This is a genomic window from Paraburkholderia silviterrae (assembly GCF_004353915.1).
Classification (GTDB): domain Bacteria; phylum Pseudomonadota; class Gammaproteobacteria; order Burkholderiales; family Burkholderiaceae; genus Paraburkholderia; species Paraburkholderia silviterrae.
This window is the reverse complement of the sequence record NZ_SMRP01000002.1, coordinates 473,106-494,784: the sequence shown is the minus strand read 5'-3', so window position 1 is coordinate 494,784 and position 21,679 is coordinate 473,106. Positions and strand designations below refer to the sequence as shown.

Annotated in this window: 19 protein-coding genes and 1 other RNA gene; 5 read left to right on the top strand and 15 right to left on the bottom strand. The window is 66.3% G+C overall.

From position 1 onward, the window contains the following. From EYW47_RS41725 to EYW47_RS06445, 4 genes are all read right to left on the bottom strand, one after another. Window positions 1-618, bottom strand: a 618-nt coding sequence (locus EYW47_RS41725; protein ID WP_276322933.1) for a thiolase family protein, incomplete at its 3' end; no start/stop codon positions are given. A gap of 118 nt (window positions 619-736) precedes the next feature. Beyond that, window positions 737-2,674: a class I poly(R)-hydroxyalkanoic acid synthase gene (gene phaC / locus EYW47_RS06455; RefSeq protein WP_165976505.1), complete on the bottom strand. Its 1,938-nt coding sequence runs from the start codon at window positions 2,672-2,674 to the stop codon at window positions 737-739. Window positions 2,675-3,090: 416 nt separating this feature from the next. Then, entirely contained in the window at window positions 3,091-4,017 is a 927-nt protein-coding gene (gene pgeF, locus EYW47_RS06450; RefSeq protein WP_133194021.1) for a peptidoglycan editing factor PgeF, read from the bottom strand. Beyond that, window positions 4,014-5,291, bottom strand: a complete 1,278-nt coding sequence (locus EYW47_RS06445) for an RluA family pseudouridine synthase (protein WP_133194020.1) — start codon at window positions 5,289-5,291, stop codon at window positions 4,014-4,016. The genes pgeF and EYW47_RS06445 overlap by 4 nt, the downstream gene beginning before the upstream one ends. A gap of 98 nt (window positions 5,292-5,389) precedes the next feature. Here EYW47_RS06445 and EYW47_RS06440 point away from each other — a divergent pair, with 98 nt between their 5' ends. Next, window positions 5,390-6,229, top strand: coding sequence for an outer membrane protein assembly factor BamD (locus EYW47_RS06440; RefSeq protein WP_377784875.1), 840 nt, complete (start codon window positions 5,390-5,392; stop codon window positions 6,227-6,229). Window positions 6,230-6,341: 112 nt separating this feature from the next. Here EYW47_RS06440 and rlmD read toward each other — a convergent pair whose 3' ends face one another. Continuing rightward, window positions 6,342-7,646 (bottom strand): 23S rRNA (uracil(1939)-C(5))-methyltransferase RlmD, encoded by a 1,305-nt coding sequence (gene rlmD, locus EYW47_RS06435; RefSeq protein ID WP_240763589.1) that lies wholly within the window; start codon window positions 7,644-7,646, stop codon window positions 6,342-6,344. A 448-nt stretch (window positions 7,647-8,094) separates the two neighbouring features. On the opposite strand from rlmD, the gene EYW47_RS06430 reads away from it, so the two are divergent. The 3 genes from EYW47_RS06430 to EYW47_RS06420 all read left to right on the top strand — a co-directional run bounded on the left by EYW47_RS06430 (window position 8,095) and on the right by EYW47_RS06420 (window position 9,800). Continuing rightward, window positions 8,095-8,301, top strand: coding sequence for a hypothetical protein (locus EYW47_RS06430; protein WP_133194018.1), 207 nt, complete (start codon window positions 8,095-8,097; stop codon window positions 8,299-8,301). Window positions 8,302-8,461: 160 nt separating this feature from the next. Then, entirely contained in the window at window positions 8,462-8,809 is a 348-nt protein-coding gene (locus EYW47_RS06425) for a hypothetical protein (RefSeq protein ID WP_133194017.1), read from the top strand. Between the two features lie 82 nt (window positions 8,810-8,891). Next, entirely contained in the window at window positions 8,892-9,800 is a 909-nt protein-coding gene (locus EYW47_RS06420) for an endonuclease/exonuclease/phosphatase family protein (RefSeq protein WP_133194016.1), read from the top strand. Window positions 9,801-9,848: 48 nt separating this feature from the next. Here EYW47_RS06420 and EYW47_RS06415 read toward each other — a convergent pair whose 3' ends face one another. Genes EYW47_RS06415 through surE form a run of 5 tightly spaced genes read right to left on the bottom strand, consistent with a single transcriptional unit; the run spans window position 9,849 to window position 14,519 of the window. Continuing rightward, window positions 9,849-10,628, bottom strand: a complete 780-nt coding sequence (locus tag EYW47_RS06415) for a 3'-5' exonuclease (protein ID WP_133194015.1) — start codon at window positions 10,626-10,628, stop codon at window positions 9,849-9,851. A 32-nt stretch (window positions 10,629-10,660) separates the two neighbouring features. Then, window positions 10,661-11,737, bottom strand: a complete 1,077-nt coding sequence (gene rpoS / locus EYW47_RS06410) for an RNA polymerase sigma factor RpoS (RefSeq protein ID WP_133194014.1) — start codon at window positions 11,735-11,737, stop codon at window positions 10,661-10,663. 12 nt (window positions 11,738-11,749) lie between these two features. Then, window positions 11,750-12,625, bottom strand: a complete 876-nt coding sequence (locus tag EYW47_RS06405; RefSeq protein ID WP_133194013.1) for a peptidoglycan DD-metalloendopeptidase family protein — start codon at window positions 12,623-12,625, stop codon at window positions 11,750-11,752. 5 nt (window positions 12,626-12,630) lie between these two features. Continuing rightward, window positions 12,631-13,761: a protein-L-isoaspartate(D-aspartate) O-methyltransferase gene (locus EYW47_RS06400; protein WP_133194012.1), complete on the bottom strand. Its 1,131-nt coding sequence runs from the start codon at window positions 13,759-13,761 to the stop codon at window positions 12,631-12,633. Next, window positions 13,758-14,519: a 5'/3'-nucleotidase SurE gene (surE, locus tag EYW47_RS06395; RefSeq protein WP_133194011.1), complete on the bottom strand. Its 762-nt coding sequence runs from the start codon at window positions 14,517-14,519 to the stop codon at window positions 13,758-13,760. Before surE ends, EYW47_RS06400 begins: the two co-directional genes overlap by 4 nt. Before the next feature lie 314 nt (window positions 14,520-14,833). On the opposite strand from surE, the gene EYW47_RS06390 reads away from it, so the two are divergent. Then, window positions 14,834-15,805, top strand: coding sequence for an NADPH:quinone oxidoreductase family protein (locus EYW47_RS06390; protein ID WP_133194010.1), 972 nt, complete (start codon window positions 14,834-14,836; stop codon window positions 15,803-15,805). Between the two features lie 93 nt (window positions 15,806-15,898). Here the strand turns inward: EYW47_RS06390 and EYW47_RS06385 are convergent, their stop codons facing one another. The 5 genes from EYW47_RS06385 to ffs all read right to left on the bottom strand — a co-directional run bounded on the left by EYW47_RS06385 (window position 15,899) and on the right by ffs (window position 21,342). Then, on the bottom strand, window positions 15,899-17,158 hold the full coding sequence (locus EYW47_RS06385) for a CaiB/BaiF CoA transferase family protein (protein ID WP_133194009.1): 1,260 nt from the start codon (window positions 17,156-17,158) through the stop codon (window positions 15,899-15,901). Between the two features lie 105 nt (window positions 17,159-17,263). Beyond that, the gene (gene recR, locus EYW47_RS06380) at window positions 17,264-17,860 is read right to left on the bottom strand and encodes a recombination mediator RecR (RefSeq protein ID WP_133194008.1); all 597 of its coding nucleotides are present in this window, start codon (window positions 17,858-17,860) and stop codon (window positions 17,264-17,266) included. Between the two features lie 199 nt (window positions 17,861-18,059). Continuing rightward, window positions 18,060-18,386 (bottom strand): YbaB/EbfC family nucleoid-associated protein, encoded by a 327-nt coding sequence (locus tag EYW47_RS06375; RefSeq protein ID WP_028204938.1) that lies wholly within the window; start codon window positions 18,384-18,386, stop codon window positions 18,060-18,062. Window positions 18,387-18,467: 81 nt separating this feature from the next. Continuing rightward, the gene (locus EYW47_RS06370) at window positions 18,468-20,948 is read right to left on the bottom strand and encodes a DNA polymerase III subunit gamma/tau (RefSeq protein WP_133194007.1); all 2,481 of its coding nucleotides are present in this window, start codon (window positions 20,946-20,948) and stop codon (window positions 18,468-18,470) included. Between the two features lie 295 nt (window positions 20,949-21,243). Next, window positions 21,244-21,342, bottom strand: an RNA gene (gene ffs, locus EYW47_RS06365) — signal recognition particle sRNA small type. Between the last annotated feature and the right edge of the window lie 337 nt (window positions 21,343-21,679).

Sequence of the window (21,679 nt, the reverse complement as noted above, 5' to 3'; positions counted from 1 at the left end):
CTGCGGAATCTCCACCGGCACGATTTCCGCGTCGAAGCGGCCCGCCTTCTGCGCGGCTTCTGCCTTGTTCTGCGAGAGCGCCGCAAACGCATCCTGTTCTTCGCGCGTGATGCCGTATTCCTTCGCCACGTTTTCCGCGGTCACGCCCATGTGGTACTGGTTATAGACGTCCCACAGGCCGTCGACGATCATGCTGTCGATGAGCTTCGCATCGCCCATGCGGAAGCCGTCGCGCGAGCCCGGCAGCACATGCGGCGCCGCGCTCATGTTCTCCTGGCCGCCGGCCACGACGATATCCGAGTCGCCTGCGATGATCGCGTTGGCCGCGAGCATCACGGCCTTCAGGCCCGAGCCGCACACCTTGTTGATGGTCATCGCCGGCACCGCCGCAGGCAGCCCCGCCTTGATCGACGCCTGACGCGCAACGTTCTGGCCCGAACCCGCGGTCAGCACCTGCCCCATGATCACGTCGCTCACCTGCTCGGGCTTCACGCCCGCGCGCTCCAGCGCGGCCTTGATGACCAGCGCGCCCAGATCGGGCGCTGCAATCTTCGCAAGCGTTCCGCCGAATTTGCCGACCGCGGTACGCGCAGCCGAAACGATCACGATATCCGTCATTTTCAGTTCCTCCGGGCAGCGGGAAGTTGCGAGACTCCCATTCCCGTCACGTTAAAAACCTTGCACTACGCATCGCCACCCAATCCGCGGCGTGCGCTTCAAGCCGATCCGACCCGCTTCAGTCGCGCTGCTGCACGTAGCGCCCAGGCGCAGATTCGATCTCGGGAAACTCCGCCGAGCCCGCCTGCGCGCGCGGCTTCACCTTCTTGCCGCCGAACTGGTCGAGCCACTCGGCCCAGGTCGGCCACCAGCTGCCCGGCTTTTCCGCGGCATCGGCGAACCAGTCGTCGGCCTCCTCGGGCAGATGCTTCGCATCGGCTTCGACACTCCAGTAGCTGCGCTTGTTCTTCGATGCCGGATTGATCACGCCGGCGATATGCCCCGACGCGCCCAGCACGAACTTGAGCGGCCCCGAAAGCAGCGGCACCGATGCATAGGCGGAGCGCCACGGCACGATATGGTCCTCGCGCGAGCCGTAGATGAAGGTGGGCACGTCGATGCGCGAGAGGTCCACCTCCTCGCCGCACACGGTGAGCGCGCCCGGCTCGCGCAGCTTGTTCTCGAGGTAGGTATGGCGCAGATACCACGCATACATCGGGCCCGGCAGGCTCGTCGAGTCGCTGTTCCAGTAGAGCAGATCGAACGCCGCGGGCGTGCGGCCCTTCAAGTAGTTATCGACGACGTAGTTCCAGACCAGATCATTCGGGCGCAGGAACGAGAACGTGTTCGCGAACTCGACGCCGCGCATCAAGCCCGGCGTCCCGCCATTCTTGCCGCCAATGGTCTGCTCGCGCATTTGCACGTGCGTCTCGTCGATGAACACGTCGAGCACGCCCGTGTCGGAGAAGTCGAGCATGGCCGTGAGGAGCGTCATCGACGAAGCGGGATGCTCGCCGCGCGCGGCCGCGACGGCCAGCGCCGTGGCAAGCAGCGTGCCGCCCACGCAGAAGCCGAGCGTGTTGATCTGCTCGCGCCCACTGATGCTGCGCACCGTCTCGATGGCGGTCAGCACGCCTTCCTCGACGTAGTCGTCCCAGCCCTTATGGACAATCGACGCGTCGCCGTTGTGCCAGGAAACGAGGAACACCTGCTGGCCTTGCTCCAGCGCGTACGCGACGAGCGAATTCTCGGGCTGCAGGTCGAGGATGTAGTACTTGTTGATGCACGGCGGCACGATCAGGAGCGGCCGCTCGCGCACGGTCGCTGTGGTCGGCTTGTACTGGATAAGCTGAAACAGCGCGTTCTCGAATACCACCGAGCCTTCGGTGGTCGCGAGGTTGTGCCCCACCACGAAGCGCGACTCGTCGGTTTGCGAGATCTTGCCGCGCGACATGTCGCCGAGCAGATTCATCACGCCCTGGCGCAGGCTCTCGCCATGACTCTCCAGCAACGCATGCTGCGCCTCGGGATTGAGCGCGAGGAAATTGCTGGGGGACGCGGCCGCCGTCCATTGCTGGACCGCGAAGCGGATGCGCTCGCGCGTTTTTGCATCGGTGTCGATAGCGTCGACCAATTCGTGCAGATAACGCGCGTTGAGCAGATACCACGCCGCCGTGAACGCATAGGCCGGCGTGGCCTTCCATGCGTCCGCGCTGAAGCGGCGGTCCTTGAGCTCGGGTGCCTTGGGGGAAGCAGTGGCCGCCTCGCGCAAAAGGTCGAGTGCCTCACGCGAATAATCGGCCTGCAGATGCTGCAGCCGCGAGGGCTCGATCAAGGCCGCTGGAAGCTTGAACGCCTCGAACGCGCCGAAGGCCGAGCTCATCGCGGCAGGATTCATCGCGGCATTGAACGCCGCCTGAGCGGGATTGGACGCAGCATTGGCGGCACCGTTTGCCGTGCCCGGCCAGAACGCGCCGGGTTGCCCCGCCGCCTGGCCCCAATGCTGCACGCCCGATTGCTGCGCAGCATTCATGGCGTTGCGCCATGCCTGCGTCCACGCATCGAGCATCTGTTGCATGCCAGCGGCGTCCGGTGTGAATTTCGGAATGAAAGACTGTGCACCGTCGGTTGAAGCGCCCGCGCCCGGGGTTGTCGAGGAACGTTGAGATGCCGTCATGCCTGCTTTTGACCGATGTGTCCCGGAGGACTGGTTGAGAGGCAGGTGGTCCGCGCGCGGCGCACTGTTGCTAGCGTGTGCCTTGTCGCGTCCTGTCCCGTGGGTGAAGGACATTCTTGCTCCCCACTGCAAAGCGTGTCAATGCTTGTGCCCGATTTTGCCGCACTGCGATATTTTTTTCATTATCGTTTTCCCGATGTAAGCCATCCTTAAATTGGCCGACACAATGTGCGGCGCATGACAGCCTGAAAAAAAGCGCCATGCGCGCAAGTGCTTGCAGTGCAACGCGCAAATCGTCGATTCGATTCGCATGGCATGAAACACCGCGCCTCGCACCGACGCTGCAGCGCAGCAAAACACCGCGCGCCGAACCTTGAAATCAGCGTTTGCAGTGCCGAAACGGCGCAAACAGACGATCAGGGCGCGATCCAGATGAGCGCGGCCATGCGCCCCGTCACGCGCTCGCGGCGATACGAGTAGAAGCGTTCGCGATCCGTGAACGTGCACATTGCGCCGCCGCTCACATGCGTCACGCCAATCTCGGCAAGACGCAAACGCGCAAGCTTGCCGAGGTCGGCGAGATATTTGCCGGGCGCCAGGCTGACGGGCGCCGGGCTCCCGGGCGCCGGGGCACCGCTCGCTGCGGGGCGCGGCACAAACGCGGCGGCCGTGTCGGCGAGCAGCGCATCGCGTTGCGCGCCGCCGACCATCTGCGCGTGATGCATGAACGCCTCTCGCACGTCCTCACCCACTTCGAAGGCCTGCGGGCCAATCGCTGGTCCGAGGTACGCGTGCAACTCGCTCGCGGCACAGCCCGCGAGTTCGGCTACGCGTTGGGCGGTTTTCTCGATGACGCCTGCAGCGAGGCCCCGCCATCCCGCGTGCGCGGCGCCAACGGCCCGGCCGGCGGCGTCGCAGAGCAGCACGGGCATGCAGTCGGCGACCATCACCGTGCAGGCGATGCCGGGCTGGTCCGTCACGCTCGCGTCGGCTTCGAGCAGCGTGCCCGCGCGTGCGGCCTCGAGCGCGGCGACCGCGTCCACCACCACAGGCCCGTGGACCTGCTTAAGCCACGCAGCCGGCACGCCCGCATAGGCGAGCAAGCGCGCGCGATTGGCCTCGACGTGCTCGAGATCGTCGCCGGACAGACGGCCGAGGTTCAGGCCGCAAGGCAACTCCACGCCGCCTTCTTGCACCGGGTGCGCAGCGTCCGCCTGCCAGCGGCCGAATGGCGGCGCGCTCACGCCGCCGTTGCGCGTCGTCACGATCGCGCGCACGCGCGGCGACACACTCCAGTCCGGGTGCAGCAGATCGGCAGAAGTCAGTTCGGGGCAGGTCGTCATGCGTGTTGGTCCTCTTCGCCTTCGTCCTGGTCGTCGTCTTCGTCGTCTTCGTCGTAGTCGTCTTCGTCACTGCCGATGACGTAGCCCTCGTCCGTGTACGCGCTATCGAAGACCTCGTCGTCGAAGCCGTGCTCTTCCTCATCCTTGCCGCCGAAGCCGAGCGCGGCGATGAGCGCATCCATGTCGTCGGGAACCTCGGCGCGCCACTGCATCGCGCGGCCCGTAACCGGATGGATCAGGCCAAGACGCCAGGCATGCAGCGCCTGCCGCGCGAAGCCGTCGGGCAGCGCCGCGACCGAGCGCTTACCGCGCGCGTGGCCGTAGACGGGGTCGCCGAGCAGCGGATGGCCGATGGCCGCGCAATGCACGCGGATCTGATGCGTGCGCCCCGTCTCCAGGTCGCAATGAATGGCGCTCACGGGCTGGTTATGCCAGAGGGTCTTGTCGACGCGCCTGAAGTGGGTACGCGCGGGCTTGCCCGAGGCGCCCTTCACGACCGCCATGCGCGTGCGCTCGCGCGAGTCGCGGCCGATGGGCGCGTCGATCGTGCCCTCATCGGGCACGTTGCCCCAGACGAGCGCGAGATAGCGGCGCTTCACGGTGCGCGCCTGCAACTGGCGCACGAGATCGGTTTGCGCTTCGAGCGTGCGCGCGACCACCATCAGCCCGGAGGTCTCCTTGTCGAGCCGGTGCACGATGCCCGCGCGCGGCAGGCCCGCCGCCGCCTCGCCGTAGCGATGCAGCAGGCCGTTGAGAATCGTGCCGCTCCAGTTGCCGGCGGCCGGATGCACGACGAGCCCGGCGGGCTTGTTGATGACGACGATGGCGTCGTCTTCGTAGATGACGTCGAGCGGCACCGGTTCGGGTGTGAACGCGAGCTGCTCGGGCAGCAGGTCGGGCACGAGCTCGATAACGGCGCCGAGCGGCACCGGCTGGCGCACCTTGGCGGGCTTGCCGTCGACATGCACGCGCTGCGCCTCGATCCAGCCTTGCAGGCGGTTACGCGAAAATTCGGGAAAGACTTTGGCGAGCACCTTGTCGAGGCGCTCGCCAGCAAGCTCGTCGGGCACCTCGGCGCGACGGGCTTCCTGCTCTTGCCGGGCACGTCGCGTGCGCGGCGCACCGCCCGACGCGGCGGCGCTCGCCTCGCCAATGAGGTCGTCATCGAGCGCATCGCTTGCGCCTGCGTCATCGGGCACTTCGCCCAGGCTATAATCGCTGATGCTGTTTTGGGCGCCGGGAGCGCCGGCCCCCGGAATAACTGAACGGGTCATTGAGTCTGGGTCACCTGTGGACCTGTAGCTGGACTGGATAAATGCGAGCCTTGAACACGATTACGAAACTGGCCAAAAATGCAGTGGCCCGAAACGCAATGCGCGCGGCACGAGCGCTGACACTCGGCAAGATTGGCAACGTTGTTCGCATTGCCGCTTGCGGCGCCGCACTCGCGGCGGTTGCGGCCTGTCACGGCCTGCCGGAAAAAACCGACGAAACGGCAGCGTGGAACAACAACAAATTATATACGGAGGCCCAGGACGCGCTCTCCGGCGGCGACTGGGGCAAGTGCGCGAAATACTTCGAGCAGCTCGAGGGCCGCGACCCGTTCGGCCACTTCGCCCAGCAGGCGCAGATCAACGTCGCCTACTGCAACTGGAAGGATAACGAGAACGACGCCGCCGACCAGGCGATCAACCGCTTCATCCAGCTGCACCCGGATCATCCTGACATTGCCTACGCGTATTACCTGAAGGGCATGATCCACTTCAACGACGACCTCGGTCTGTTCGGCCGCTTCTCCGGCCAGGACATGAGCGAGCGCGATCCGAAATCGCTGCGCGAGTCGTATGACGCGTTCAAGGTCGTCGTGGACAAGTACCCGCAGAGCAAGTACGCGCCCGACGCTGCGCAACGCATGCGCTACATCGTGAACGCGCTCGCCTCGCACGAAGTGCACGCCGCCGACTACTACTACCGTCGCGGTGCCTATGTGGCCGCGATCAACCGCGCGCAGCTCGCGATTCAGGACTACAAGAGCGCGCCGGCGATCGAAGACGCACTGCACATCATGATTCTTTCGTATCAGAAGCTGGATCAGCCGCAAATGGCCGACGACACCCGCCGCGTGCTCGCCGCCACCTTCCCGGACAGCCCGTACATCACGGGCCACGCACGCCCCGGCAAGGAGAACAAGTCCTGGTGGCAGATCTGGTGATCGCCGCTTCGGCCCGTTAAAAAAAATCGCCACGGAGATCCGTGGCGATTTTTTTTGCCGACATCGAGCGGGCAGGGTAATCTGCGGCGCGCGCGAGGCACGCCGCCTTCGTTCAGTCGCGCTCGAACAGCGCGATCGACTCGACGTGCGAGGTGTGCGGGAACATGTTGACCACACCCGCGCCCTTGAGCCGGTAGCCGGCTTCGTTCACGAGCACGCCCGCGTCGCGGGCGAGCGTCGCCGGACTGCACGACACGTAGACGATGCGCGTGGGCAACGGACCTTCCCCGCTCTTCGCGATCTCGGCCAGCGCCTGCGACACCGCGAGGGCGCCTTCGCGCGGCGGATCGACGAGGAACTTGTCGAAATGGCCGAGCGCGCGAATGTCGTCGGCGGTGACTTCAAACAGGTTGCGGCACGCGAACGACGTATGGCCGTCCACGCCGTTGGCGCGCGCGTTCTCGAGCGCACGCCCCGTCAGCGTGTCGCTGCCCTCGATGCCCACCACCTCGCGCGCGAGCCGCGCGAGCGGCAGCGTGAAGTTGCCGATGCCACAGAACAGGTCGAGCACGCGGTCGCCCGGCTCGGGCGCGAGCAAACGCAGCGCGCGGCCCACGAGCACGCGGTTGATCTGATGATTGACCTGGGTGAAATCCGTCGGCTTGAACGGCATGCGGATATTGAACTCGGGCAGCGTATAGTCGAGCGCCTTGTCGAGCGGATAGAACGGGAACACCGTGTCCGGGCCCTTCGGCTGCAGCCAGAACTGCACGTTGTGCTCATCGGCAAAGGCGCGCAGCAAGTCTTCGTCGGCCGCGGTGAGCGGCTCGAGAATGCGCAGCACGAGCGCCGTCACGCTCGCCCCGACGGCGAGCTCGATCTGCGGCATGCGCTCGCAAATCGACAGCGCCTCGACCAGCCGGCGCAGCGGCACGAGCATGGCCGACACCTCGGGCGGCAAGACCTCGCAGCTCGTCATGTCGGCGACGTAGCTGCTCTTGCGTTCGTGGAAGCCCACCAGCACGCCGCCCTTCTTCGGCACATTGCGCACGGTCAGACGCGCGCGATAGCGATAGCCCCACGACGGGCCATGGATCGGCCGGAACATCGTTTCCGCACGCACCTTCGAGAGATGCATGAGATTGTCTTCCAGCACGCGCTGCTTGACCGCGATCTGGGCGCGCACGTCCAGATGCTGCATCGAGCAGCCGCCACAGGTGCCGAAATACGCGCACTTCGGTCGCGTGCGGATCGCGCTCTCGCGCAGCACGCTCACGACCTGAGCCTGCTCGAAGCTCGGCTTCTTGCGATAGCTCAAATAGGTGACGCGTTCGCCCGGCAACGCGCCCTCGACGAAAATCACTTTGCCGGGCTCGCCCGTTTCGGTGACGGTGCGGCCTACGCCCCGCGCCTCCATGTCGAGGGACTCGATTTCCAGAATCGGGGCATGAGCAACCGATGCTTCCACGGCGGCGCGCTTCTCGGCGCGGCGCTCGCGCTTGCTGAGCTTTTTCGCGGGCGTGGGCGCCGCGGTGGCTGACTCGGCGTGGACGGTTTCGGCACGGCCAGTTTCGGCACGGCCAGTTTCGGCTTGAGGGTCGGGGGCAGCTTGGGACACCAGCGGGTTCCTGACAGACAGTGGGGTGAATTTTTCAGGCGAAGGCGAGATTGTAGTCGATTCGGCGTCGGCTCCCCTACGTATGCCGGGCCACGTGCGCCGGCGCTCGAGCGCATCGCGATGCCGGCGGATCCGGGGCATTCGCCCCCCTGCACTTTCAAACTCGTCCGATATTCGATGCGAGCACCCGTCCGTACGATGGTTTCAGCGACGTGCCATTTGAGGCCGACGCCCGAGACCCGACATCATGGACACGCTCATCTCCGCTTACGGTTTTGCGATCGCTCTCGCCATGCTTTGCGCGGCGGTCCTCTTGCTCGCACCCTTCCTGGAAGCGCTGCCTCGCCGCGCCGCCGCGCAACGCGACGCGTATCTCGTCGCCGCGGCCATGTTGGGTAGCCCTGTGCTGATGATCGGCCTCCTCTACCTTGTCGTGCGCTTTTTCTTCGAATGACCGGCACGCCCACGCGTCATCCAGTTCATCGTGCGTCGCGCTGTGAACGCGCTGGACGGCCTTTGGATTTTCCCTCGAGCATTAATTGGGACGAGTCCGATTGGAAGCTTCGCGCCGAGGACGTACAGATAGCGCACCCACCATGATCTTCAGATTTGCCATGAACAAACTGTTTTATGCGACGCTTGTCGCAGCCGTTATCGGTGTGAGCGCCTGCTCGTCGCCGACTCCCGCGCCGGACGTTACGATTTCCTCCATCACCCAGGGCATGACGCAAAACGACGTCATGAAACGCATCGGCCCACCCGACCGGGTGCTGGGCGAAAACGGCAACGAATGCTTCCAGTATGCGCTCGGCAAATATGGCGACGTGCCCTTCGCCGTGTATTTCAAGCAGCGTGCCGTAGCGGCGACAACGCGCGCCAAGTGCGATCTGGCGGTGGTGCGCGCCGCGGCCGGGCCGGCCCTGACCTATCATTCATCCGACTACGCGGTAATGCGTCGATAACCCGCTCGCGGCCCGCTCTCGCGGAGCCGCTCCGGAGGCCGGCGCCATCGGCCGCTCAATCTTGCGAGAGCCGGAGCACGTCATGAGACTCGTCAGCTGGAACGTGCAGTGGGGGCGCGATGCCTCGGGTGTCGTGGACCTCGCGCGCACCGTAAGCGAAGCACGCGGCCTCGCCGACTTCGACGTCCTGTGCCTGCAGGAGATCACCCGGGGGTTTCGCGCACTGCCTGGCGGCCCCGGCGACGATCAGTTCGCCGAGCTGGCCGCGCTGCTGCCCGGCTTCACGGTGATCGAGGCGATCGGGGCCGATCTGGCTGGCGCTGCGTGTGCCGATCCGGCCGCTGCGCCGGGCGGGCCGGCCATGGGACGCGCGCCGCGCCGGCAGTTCGGCAATGCAATCGCCACGCGTCTGCCCGTCGCTCAGGTGTTCCGTCATCTGCTGCCCTGGCCCGCCGAGCCAACCGCGCCATCGATGCAGCGTGTTGCGCTCGAAGCGGTGCTCGACATCTCCGGCGCAACGTCGTCGAGCGGCGCGTTGCGCGTGCTCGTGACGCATCTGGAGTTCTATTCCGAGCGCCAGCGGCTCGCGCAGGTCGATGCGCTGCGGCAACTGCAACAGGAAGCCGCCGCCCACGCGGCGCACCCTGCCCCCGCTGAAAATGCCGAAGGACCGTTCGCACGGACCGCGCGGCCGGCGAGCGCGATCGTCTGCGGAGATTTCAACAGCGCTTTCGGCAGCGCGGCTTATGCGCGGATGCTCGAGCCGCTCGCGGGCAGTCCAGCTTTCATCGATGCCTGGACGACGCTGCATCCCGGCGCGACGCCGCCGCCCACGGCAGGTGTCTACGATACGGAGCAATGGTCCGACGGGCCGTTAGCCTGCGACTTCGTGTTTGTGACCGAGGACTTGCGCGGTCGGCTCAAGCGCTGCGAGATCGACGGCGCCACGCAGGCCTCCGATCATCAGCCGATCGTGCTGGAGCTGGACTGAGGCCACGCGTGCGCAGGCGCACATGCGGCCGCCGCCCCGCCTTCGCACTCACTTGCCGAACGCCTCCAGATATTCCTTCCAGTGCGACGCGGGCTCGGCCGCGAGCGACTGCTTCACGAACTCGATCTCATCGTCGTATTCGCGCTCGGTGAAGCCTCCGCGCATCTTCTGGAAGCGGCAATAGAGCAGATACGTGTTGACCACGTCGGTTTCGCAGTAGTTGCGGATTTCCTCGATGCGGCCCTGCTGGAACGCCGTCCACACCTGGCCGCCGTCCATCCCGAGCTTGCCGGGAAAGCCGCACAGCTTCGCGAGCGCGTCGAGCGGCGCGTTGGCGCGCGCCTGATACATCGCGAGCAGATCCATCAGGTCGGTGTGGCGCGAGTGGTAACGGCTGATGTAGTTGTTCCACTTGAAGTCGCGGTCCTCTTCGCCCATTTCCCAGTAGCGCACGGCGCGAATGCCGTGCACCAGCGCCCGATAGTGCAGCACCGGCAGGTCGAAGCCGCCGCCGTTCCACGAGACGAGCTGCGGCGTGTACTTCTCGATGGTGCGGTAGAACGAATCGATCAGCTTGGCTTCACCGTCCTCGGGCGTGCCGAGCGAGCGCACGCGAAAACCCTGGCCATCGCGGAACACGCACGAAATCGCGGCCACGCGCTGCAGGTGATGCGGCAGGAAATCGCTGCCGGTTTTCTCGCGGCGCGCGGCGAACGCGTGCTCAGCCACTTCGGCGTCAGTGAGCGAGGCGGGCAGATCTTCGAGACGGCGAATGCCGTCGACATCGGGAATCGTCTCGATGTCGAATACGAGTACAGGAACTGTCATTCAGGTGAACTGCAAAGAAGAGCAGCGAGGTTTTATAGAACGGCGTCCTTGCGCACGCCGTTCGAGGCGAAAAAGCGCTTGAGGCGCACCAGCGCTTCCTGCTGGATCTGCCGCACGCGCTCGCGGGTGAGGCCCATTTCGTCGGCCAGCTCTTCGAGTGTGGCGGGCTCGATATGGTTCAGGCCGAAGCGCCGTTCGATGACATGGCGATGCTTGTCCGAGAGCCGGCCAAGCCACGCGCGCGTGAGCGTCTCAAGCTCTCGGTGCTGCACTTCGGCGTCGGGCGACTGGCTCTGGTCGTCGGACAGGAGATCGAGCAGGCTGCTCGCCGGATCGAGGTCGAGCGGCGCATCGAGCGACGCGGTGTGCTCGTTGAGCGCGAGTATGTCGGTGACCTCCTCGGTCGTCTTGCCCGTGAGATAGGCGATGTCGTCGATGCTCGCATCGCGCCGGTCGGAGGCCGAGTCGGCGTTCAGCGAATTCTTCTCCAGATGGCGCTTGGCGCGCAGCACCTGGTTGAGCTCGCGGATCACGTGGACCGGCAGGCGCACCGTGCGCGCCTGGTTCATGATCGCCCGCTCGATGCTCTGGCGGATCCACCAGGTGGCATAGGTCGAAAAGCGGAAACCGCGCGTGGGATCGAATTTCTCGATCGCATGCATCAGACCGAGGTTGCCTTCCTCGATCAGGTCGAGCAGCGGCACGCCACGGTTCAGATAGCCCTTCGCAATGCTGACGACGAGACGCAGATTGCGCTCGATCATGACTTGCCGCGCCTCGAACTCGCCGGCCTTGGCGAGCCGCGAATAGCGCTGCTCCTCCTCGACGGTGAGCAGCGGCTTCACACTGATCCGGTTCAGATAATGCTGGATGGTGTCGGCCGTGAGCTCGGCCTGCAAGATCGCGCGGAAGTCGTCCGCGTCGGACGGCGCTTCCGCGGGTTCTTCGGTTTCGCGGCCGCCCTCTTCGGACGCGGACTCGCGCTCGTCGAACTCGCGTGCGTTTTCGAGTTCTTCGTCGTCGCCCTGCCGAGCGCCGTCCTCCACCGAAACCTGGGCGGCTTGACTGTCAGACTCGGACTGCTGCAGACGGCGCTTCGATTTCGGCATGGTCGGCTCGCATTATTGCGGCGGCAAGTACTTCAGTGGGTCGACGGGCTTGCCCTGGCGGCGTACTTCGAAATGCAGCATCACGCGGTCCGAGTCAGTGTTGCCCATCTCGGCGATTTTCTGACCCTTCGTGACCGCATCTCCCTCTTTTACCATCAAAGCCCGGTTGTGTGCGTACGCTGTCAAAAACGTGGCGTCATGCTTGATGATAATGAGATTGCCGTAACCGCGCAGCCCATTTCCGGCATAAACCACCCGCCCATCACCCGCCGCCTTGACCGCCTCGCCCGTTGCGCCGCCGATATTGATGCCCTTGTTCTTCGAATCGTCGAAGCTGTTGAGCACCGGTCCGCGCACCGGCCACGCGAGCGCAAGGCTGCCGGGCGCTGCGGCCATGTCGCCGCCGCTCGCCTGTGGCGGCACGGCTGCAACCGGCGGCACCGACGTCGCGCTCGCGCCCGAACCGTACATCGGCGGCATTGCTGCCTGCGATCCCGGCGCCGGCACGGCGACGACACCCGGCGTATTCACGCCATTGCTCGCACCCGGCGGCACCACGCGCAGCAACTGATCCACCTCGATCTGATTCGGGTTGGTGAGATTGTTCCACGCGGAGATATCGCGGAAGTTCTGACCGTTTTCGAGCGCAATCCTATAGAGAGTGTCGCCCGGCTTCACCCGGTAGTATCCCGGAGGCGGCGGTCCGAGCGGCACTGCCGGCTGTGCGCCCGCGGCCCCGAGCGGCGCCGTGCGGTCTACGACAGGCGCGTTGTCGAGGCGCGTCGCGCAGGCCGTCAGCAGGCAGAGCGCGATGACCGAAGCACCGTTACGGGCCGCGGTCAGGTCGATATTCAAGCGTTTTCTTTGCATCGCGCGCAACATACTCATCGGTTTCAAATTACTCCGGATTTTAAGGGGACAAAGAAAACGCGATCAAGCCGCGACTCCCGCCACTGCGCCGGCCCCGTGCGCTCGACGAGCGTGAGCACCTGGGTCGCTTCATCCTGCTCGGCGACCGGCGCGACGAGCCGTCCGCCGATGGCGAGCTGCTCGAGCAGCGCCTGCGGCACCTCGAAGCCGGCGGCGGCGATCACGATCGCGTCGAACGGCGCCGCCGATGGCAAGCCGAGCCGTCCGTCGCCGTAGTGCAAGCGGATGTTCGGGATGCGCAGCGGGCGCAGGTTCGTCTTCGCGCGCTCGTATAACGGCTTGATGCGTTCAATCGAATACACGTCGCGTGCAATCCGGCTCAGCACGGCGGCCTGGTAGCCGCAGCCCGTGCCGATTTCGAGCACGCGCTCGAGGTTGCGCCCCGCGCCCGCGAGTTCGAGCATGCGGGCGACGACCGAGGGCTTCGAGATGGTCTGGTGATGACCGATCGGCAGCGCCGCATCTTCGTAGGCCTGGGTCGCGAGGCCGGGGTCGACGAACATGTGGCGCGGCACACCCGCGAGCGCCTGGAGCACGCGCGGATCGGCAATGCCGTTTGCACGCAGGCGTTCGACCATGCGTTCGCGAACCCGTTCCGAAGTCAGTGCGTGCGCGCCGTTCAGCGCGACGCCCGGCGCGCCCGAGCTCGGCGCCACGCCCACGCGGGCATTGCCGGCGCCGCGCGCCTGGGCGCCCTTGGGCGCGGGCGTTGCCGCAGCGGAAAAAGACGAGGTGGAGCGCAGCGCCGGGTCGCTGCGGCGCGCATCGGACTTGCGCAGCGGCGCCGCCGCGGCGTGCAGCGTGCCGGGCGCTTTTGCGGCTTGAATACCACCCGCCTTGCCCGCGACATGCGTGCCGGATGCGGTGGAGCCGGCCGCGCCGGCCGCCCCTTTCACGCCCGGGCTTTTCACGGGCGCCGCTTTCGCTACGGGGTTGGGCGCGCGCTTCGATGCAGCGGGCTGGCCCGCGCGCCCAAGCGGCGCGCGCGCCTCGCCGAGGCGAGTGTCGTGACGATCCTGGCCGTCGTGGCGTCGCGGCTCGCGCACGAGATCGGCAAGGCCGAGCGGGAAACGCTTCGTGCGCTCGCCCGTCATGAAGCGCTGCCGCCCTGACGCGCCCAATCGTGCGTCTCTGGCAACATCTGCGTATGCGTCAGGTCGAGTTGCAGCGGCGTAATCGACACGTGGCCGTGCGACACCGCATGGAAATCCGTGCCCTCGCTCGCGTCGCGCGCGCTGCCGGCGGGGCCGATCCAGTAGATCGGCTCGCCGCGCGGATTGGTCTCGCGGATCACGGGCTGCGAGGGATGGCGTTTGCCGAGGCGCGTGACGCGCCATTCGCCAAACTCGTCGTACGGCAGATTCGGAATGTTGACGTTGAGCAGCGGGCTGCCCGGCAACGGATGCGCGAGATAATGCGCGACGATGTCGGCCGCCACGCGTGCAGCGGAGTCGAGGTGCACCCAGTCTTTGTCGACGAGCGAAAACGCAATGGCCGGCACGCCGAACATGATGCCTTCGGTGGCCGCAGCAACCGTGCCCGAATAGAGTGTGTCCTCGCCCATGTTCTGGCCGTTGTTGATGCCGGACACCACGAGATCGGGCTTTTGATCGAGCATGCCCGTGAGCGCGATATGCACCGAGTCGGTGGGCGTGCCGTTGACGTAGTAGAAGCCCGTGCTCGCCGAGCGCAGCACCGAGAGCGGGCGCCACAGCGTGAGCGAGTTCGAAGCGGCGCTACAGTTCTGCTCGGGCGCCATCACCGTGACCTCGCCGAGCGGCTTGAGCGCTTCGTAGAGCGCGGCAAGGCCGGGCGCGAGATAACCGTCGTCGTTGCTGAGTAGGATTCGCATCCGCCGATTGTAACCGAGGAAACAAGGCAGGCGAACGACAGGCCGGTGCACGCCGCGCCGCCGCGCGCATGCCCATGTGCGGCGCATTCCGACGTGCGCCGGGGATCTCGCGCACAGCGCTTTTCGTGGCGCTTTAGGCCTCTTTTTCGCATCCTTTGCATGCGCTTGCCGCACGCCCTTTCTGCCCGATGCGTGCCGGATTCGTCACCGATCCACAATAATAAACGCACGATCGTTCGCATATCGCCGGATTGCCGTACACTGTGACGCTGTGCCGAACCCATGACCGACCTACCAGGAAAACAGGAGACACGATGCGCGCAATCCGCTGCAACCAGTACGGCCCACCTGAGACGCTCACGCTCGAAGACCTGCCCGAGCTCGTGCCCGGCGCGGGTCAGGTTGTGATCGACGTGAAGGCGGCCGCAGTCAATTTTCCGGACGTCCTGATCATCGAGAACAAGTATCAGGTCAAGCCGCCGCTGCCCTTCACGCCCGGCGCCGAAGTCGCGGGCATCGTGCGCGCCGTCGGTGCTGGCGTGAAGCTCACGCCCGGCACGCGCGTGGTCGCCTATGTGGGCAATGGCGGGTTCGCGGAGCAGGCGCTTGCCGATGCCGGCGCGTGCGTGCCGCTGCCCGACGGCGCAGACCTCGCCACCGCGGCCGCCTTCACGCTCGCTTACGGCACCTCGCACCACGCCGTGGTGGACCGTGGCGCGCTGCGTGCCGGCGAGACCATGCTCGTGCTCGGCGCGGCGGGCGGCGTGGGTCTGGCGGCGGTCGAGATCGGCAAGGTGCTCGGCGCGCGCGTGATCGCGGCTGCGTCGAGCGACGAAAAGCTCGAGGTCTGCCGCCGCTTCGGCGCCGACGCGACCATCAACTACAGCACCGAAGACCTGCGCGAGCGCGTCAAGGTGCTCACCGACGGCAAGGGCCCCGACGTGATCTACGACCCCGTCGGCGGCATCTATGCCGAACCGGCGTTCCGCAGCATCGGCTGGCGCGGGCGCTATCTCGTGGTCGGCTTCGCCAACGGCGAAATCCCGAAGCTGCCGCTGAACCTTACGCTGCTCAAGGGCGCGAGCATTGTCGGCGTGTTTTGGGGCGATTTCGCGCGCCGCGAGCCACAGCACAACGCGGCGGCGTTCGCAGAGATGATGGGCTGGATTGGCGAAGGCAAGCTCAAGCCCTATGTCTCGAAGCGCTACAAGCTCGCCGATACCGCGCAAGCGCTCATGGACATGGCCTCGCGCAAGGTGACGGGCAAGATCGTGATCGAGCCCTGAGCGGCGCGCGGCATCGCCCGTGCGTAGACATGAAAAAGGCTCGCAGCGCGCGAGCCTTTTTACGTTTTCACTGCGATGAGAACATGCGTGCCATTAGACGATTTGTTGCGCGCGCAACTGTGCGATGCGCTCCGCATCGTAGCCGAGCGCCTGCAAGACTTCGTCGGTATGCTCGCCCAGTTCGGGGCCGAGCCAGCGCGTGTCGCCGGGCGTCGCCGAGAGCTTGGGCGTGACCGCGGGCAGCGCGATATCGACGCCTTCGCCCTCCTGCGCATCTTTCTTCTGCCAGCGGAACTGCTGGATCATCTGGCGCGCGGCGAACTGCGGATCGGCGAACATGTCGGCCGCCGTGTAGATGCGGCCCACGGGCACGTCGGCGGCGTTGAGCACGTCGAGCGCCTCGTCGATGGTACGCGTGGAAAGCCACGCCGCGATGGCGCCGTCGATCTCGGCGGTGCGCGGCACGCGGCCATCGTTGTGCGCGAGGCCCGGATCGTTGGCGAGATCGTCGCGCTCGATCGCCGACATGAGACGCTTGAAGATCGGGTCGCTGTTGCCGCCGATCACGATGCTGCCGTCACGGCACGGATAGGTGTTCGACGGCACGATGCCCGGCAGCGAGGCGCCGGTGCGCTCGCGCACCATGCCATAGACGCCGTACTCGGGCACCACGCTCTCCATCATGTTGAACACGGCCTCGTAGAGCGCGACGTCGACGATCTGGCCGCTGCCGCCGTTCATGTTGCGATGATGGAGCGCCATCATCGCGCCGATCACGCCGTGCAGCGCCGCAATCGAGTCGCCGATCGAAATGCCGATGCGCGGCGGCGGCAGCTCGGGATAGCCGGTGATGTGGCGCAGGCCGCCCATCGACTCGGCAATGGCGCCGAAGCCCGGACGGTCGCGATACGGGCCGGTCTGGCCATAGCCCGAGAGCCGCACCATCACGAGCCCGGGGTTCTCCTTCGAGAGCACGTCATAGCCGAGCCCGAGCTTTTCGAGCAGGCCGGGCCGGAAGTTCTCGATGACGATGTCGGCCTCTTTCGCGAGACGCCGCACGATCTCCTTGCCTTCTTCGGCCTTGAGATTGACGGTCACCGACTTCTTGTTGCGCGCCTGCACCGCCCACCAGAGCGAGGTGCCGCCCACTTCGGGATAGAGCTTGCGCCACTTGCGCAACGGGTCGCCGCCCTTGGGGTCTTCGATCTTGATGACCTCGGCGCCGAACTCGCCGAGAAAGCGCGCCGCAAACGGGCCCGCAATCAGCGTGCCGAGCTCGAGCACCTTCACGCCCGCGAGCGGGCCGGCCGTGCCGGTTTTCGTGCCGGATTCAGGGAAAGGGGCTGCGTTCATGGGTCTCCTTTCATGTTCTTCGAAGCTGCGCGACAAGGCGCGCGTCTTGCGTGTCGATCTCTAGCGGCCACGCGCTCGCCGCCGCCATGCGGCGCGGGGCTGGAGCTACATCGAGCGGCGGTCGAGCATCGCGCGCGCGATGGTGCCCGCGTCGACGTATTCCAGCTCGCCGCCCACCGGCACGCCGCGCGCGAGGCGCGTGACGGCGAGGCCGCGTGCCTTGAGCGCCTGGCCGAGGTAATGCGCGGTTGCCTCGCCTTCATTCGTGAAGTTGGTTGCGAGCACGACTTCCTTGACGACGCCGTCCGAGGCGCGCTTCACGAGGCGGTCGAAATGAATCTCTTTCGGGCCGATTCCGTCGAGCGGACTCAGATGGCCCATCAGCACGAAATACAGTCCGCGCCAGGTCATGGTCTGCTCGAGCATGATCTGGTCGGCGGGCGTCTCGACCACGCACAGGAGCGTGGGATCGCGCTCTTCGTCGAGACATGTTTCGCATACCTGAGCTTCGGTGAAGGTGTTGCACTTCTCGCAATGCTTCAGGTGGTCGGTCGCGAACAGCAGCGCGCGGCCGAGCTTTTCTGCGCCGTCGCGATCGTGCTGCATCAGGTGATAGGCCATGCGCTGCGCCGACTTCGGCCCGACGCCGGGCAACACGCGCAGCGCCTCGACGAGCGCCGACAGGGCGGAAGGTTGTTTCATGCGGATTCAGCGTGGCAATGCATAGTCGAGCGTGGCAGCGCGCGGCCGAACGTGGCCGGATAGCGCAAAACATGCGCGCACATACCGCGCGCGCTCAAGCGTGCCTGACATCGGAACCATGCGCGGCAGCCTTGCAGAATCTGGAAGGCCGCCGCGCACGAGGCTGCGCGCAGCCATCGGGCCGCGCGGCGCGCCTCACTTAAAACGGCATCTTGAAGCCCGGCGGCAGCGGCAGACCGGCGGTCATGCCGCCCATCTTTTCCTGCGACGTGGCTTCGGCCTTGCGCACGGCGTCGTTGAACGCAGCGGCGACGAGGTCTTCGAGCATGTCCTTGTCGTCGGCGAGCAGGCTCGGATCGATCGATACGCGGCGCACGTCGTTGCGGCACGTCATCGTCACCTTGACGAGACCGGCGCCCGCCTGACCCTCGACTTCGATCTGGGCAAGCTGCTCCTGCATCTTCTTCATGTTTTCCTGCATCTGCTGGGCTTGCTTCATGAGCCCGGCGAGTTGACCTTTCAACATTTCACTGCTCCTTCTGGATCATGTGTGATTCGTAAGTGATTCGATCGCACCCGCGGCGCCCGGAGCACCGCGCGGCGCAATTCAATGGGCGGTCTGGCTACCGCCCTGCGCGGCCTCGGGCGCGATCGGCCGGATCGAACCCGGCACGATGCTCGCGCCGAAGTCGCGAATCAGTTGCTGCACGAAAGGATCGGCGCCAATTTCGCGCTCGGCGTCGCGCTGGCGATCGGCGCGCGCAGCGGCGTCGAGCGCAGCCGCTGTGCGGCGCGCGGGGCCGACCGTTACGTCGACTTCCACGGGCTTGCCGAGGCTTTCGGCCAGCGCGGCCTTGAGCTTGGCGACCTGCGAGGTCTCCGCGTACTGCGGCACCGGCACGCTGAGCTTGAGCACGCCGCCTTCGAGCGCGGTCAACTCGCTGTTGAACGCGAGCTGATACGAGATGCCCTTGAGCGGCAGGGTCGCGGCAAGCGCCGGCCAGTCGCCCGCGAAGCCGATGGCATCGAGCGGGATGCCCGGCGGCAGCTTGCTCACGTCGACTACGGCGGCGGACGGGGCCGATTGTGCCGACGATGCGGACGATGCGACGGCGCGCGGCGCGGCGGACCCGCTCTCGTATGCAGGCGCGAAACTTTCGTCGGCGGACGAGAAATAAGCGTCGTCGGCACCGAGCGGCACGTAATCGTCGGGCGGGATGTCGTCCCACGGCGGCGCACCCGATGCGTCCTGCTGCGGGTTCGTCTCCCGCGCGGGCCGGCGCGCCTGAGCTTCTTGCGCGGCCGCGGCTCGACGCGCGGGGTCAGGCGTCGGCACTTTCACTTCCATGCGCGGCGCGGCGGGCTTCGGGGTGGCCGCGGGCGACGCCGTACTGGCTGCCCCGCGGGGGCCACGTTCCGTGGCGACGCGCATGCCTTTGCTGCGCAGCACGTCGAGCGCCGCGCTCGCGCCGCCGGCACCGGCGGCGCGAGCCGAAGGTGCCTCCATCGCGGGCGTCTCATCTGTCGCAGATTGCGCAGGTGGCGCTGCTGGCGTCTCGATAGCGGGCTCAGCAGCCGGTGCCGCCGCAACCTGCGCCTTGGCCTGCGCTTCAGGCTTCGCATCGTTGCCCGATGCGGCCGCGCTATCGTCTTCCCAAGGCGGCACGACGCGCGCTTGCGCTGCAGGCGCGGCTTTCCCAGCGCTCTGTGCCGCCGGTTCCGCAGTGGCTTGAACGCTCGCGGGCGCGGCATGCACATCGGGACGCGGCGATGAGTTGGCGGCGCCCTGCTTCGCGTCTTCCGCCGACACGGCGCGAGGTGGCGTGCTCGCGGCTTCTACCTGCGTTTGTTCAGCGCGCGGCGTAGCGGCCACCGGCCGCGCAACAACACGCTCGGCGGGCGCAACGCCCGCCGCCGAAGCGACCGCCGGTGCAGCCGCACGCACGCCGGAACCTGCCGCCGCCGGCTTCGAAGCCGGCGCGCTGCCGGCACTGCCCGCGCTCACCGAAGGCTCGAACGCCAGCATGCGCAGCAGCGTCATGGTAAAGCCCGCGTACTCGTCCGGCGCGAGACCGAGCTCGCTACGCCCAAGCGTCGCGATCTGATAGAAAAGCTGCACCTGCTCCGCGCTCAGCAGATCGGCGAAGCGGCGCAGATCGTCGGCCTCGGGCCATTCGTCGAGCACCGAAGCCGGCGCGAACTGCGCCCACGCCACGCGATGGAACAGGCTCGCGAGGTCCTGCAGCGCGGTCGAGAACGACAGGCTGCGCAGCGACATTTCATCGGCGATCGCGAGCACTTGCGCGCCGTCGCCGGCGACCAGCGCGTCGATCAGGCGAATCAGGTAGCTCTGGTCGAGCGCACCGAGCATCCCGCGCACGGCCTCTTCCGTCACCTGATTGGCCGAATAGGCGATGGCCTGGTCGGTGAGCGAGAGCGCATCGCGCATCGAGCCATCCGCGGCGCGCGCGAGCAGGCGCAGCGCCTGCGGCTCGAACTCGACCTTCTCCTCGCCGAGAACATGCGTGAGATGCTCGACGATATTGGCGGCCGGCATCTGCTTCAGATTGAACTGCAGACAGCGCGACAGCACCGTGACCGGAATTTTTTGCGGATCGGTGGTCGCGAGGATGAACTTGACGTGCGGCGGCGGCTCCTCCAGCGTCTTGAGCATCGCGTTGAAGGCGTGGTTCGTGAGCATGTGCACTTCGTCGATCATGTAGACCTTGAAGCGCGCATCCACCGGCGCATAGACCGCGCGCTCGAGCAGTGCGGCCATTTCGTCGACGCCGCGATTGCTCGCCGCGTCCATCTCGACATAGTCGACGAAGCGCCCTTCATCGATTTCCCGGCACGCGCGACAGACGCCGCACGGCTTGGACGTCACGCCGGTCTCGCAATTGAGCGCCTTGGCGAAGATGCGCGAGAGCGTTGTCTTGCCCACGCCGCGCGTGCCCGTGAAGAGGTACGCGTGATGGAGGCGCCCGCCGTCGAGCGCATGCGTGAGCGCGCGCACCACGTGCTCCTGTCCGACGAGCGAAGCGAAATCCTTCGGTCGCCACTTGCGTGCGAGAACTTGATAGGTCATCCGGAAATTGTATCAGCAACGCCCGCGCGTTCCGATGAATCGAAAAGCGCCTGGCGCCCTGTGCACGGGCGCGCCGGGCTGCCGCCACCGCATCGCTTCGAAACATCTCGCGCGGGGCCCTGCGCCCCGCTTCCCTGCACACGATCCGCATACGCGCAAAGCCCGCATGCATGCCGAAAACGCGCGCAACGGGACAAACACGCAGCACGCGAGAGCCGGCGACGCGGCAATGGCGTACTCAGCGAGAGCCTGGGACTACGAGGGGGAGAAGGAACAGCGGGAGAAAAAAGCGGAAGGTGACGAGCCTGACCCTCGGCACTGGCGGAAAACGGCTGTGGCTGCTTCGTTCCCGACCTGACCAGGTTGACCGCCCCTCCATGCGAGGAGGCCCGTCACGGCGCATTCTAACATCGGTTGCGCCGCATTGCGAATGCCGCATTGCAAAAGTCTTCAAACAGGCCCCTGGCCACGGCCGCGAAGCGAGACGGCGCGGCGGATGCGGGACCGCGCGGCACAGGTGTGCGAGCTCTTGCAAACGCGCGTGGCATCGCCATATCAGCATCGTGAAGTGTATGCCGCCACGTGCCGTTGCCTGGCAAGCCGACCAAAAAGCGAACGGCAAACCGGTTCAGCGCTGTCAAAACGGCACGGGGCGGCATATGGAAAGGCATGCGCTCAGGGCTGGAAACGTCGGGAAACCCTGTTGCCGATATGCGTACTATCACCGTCGG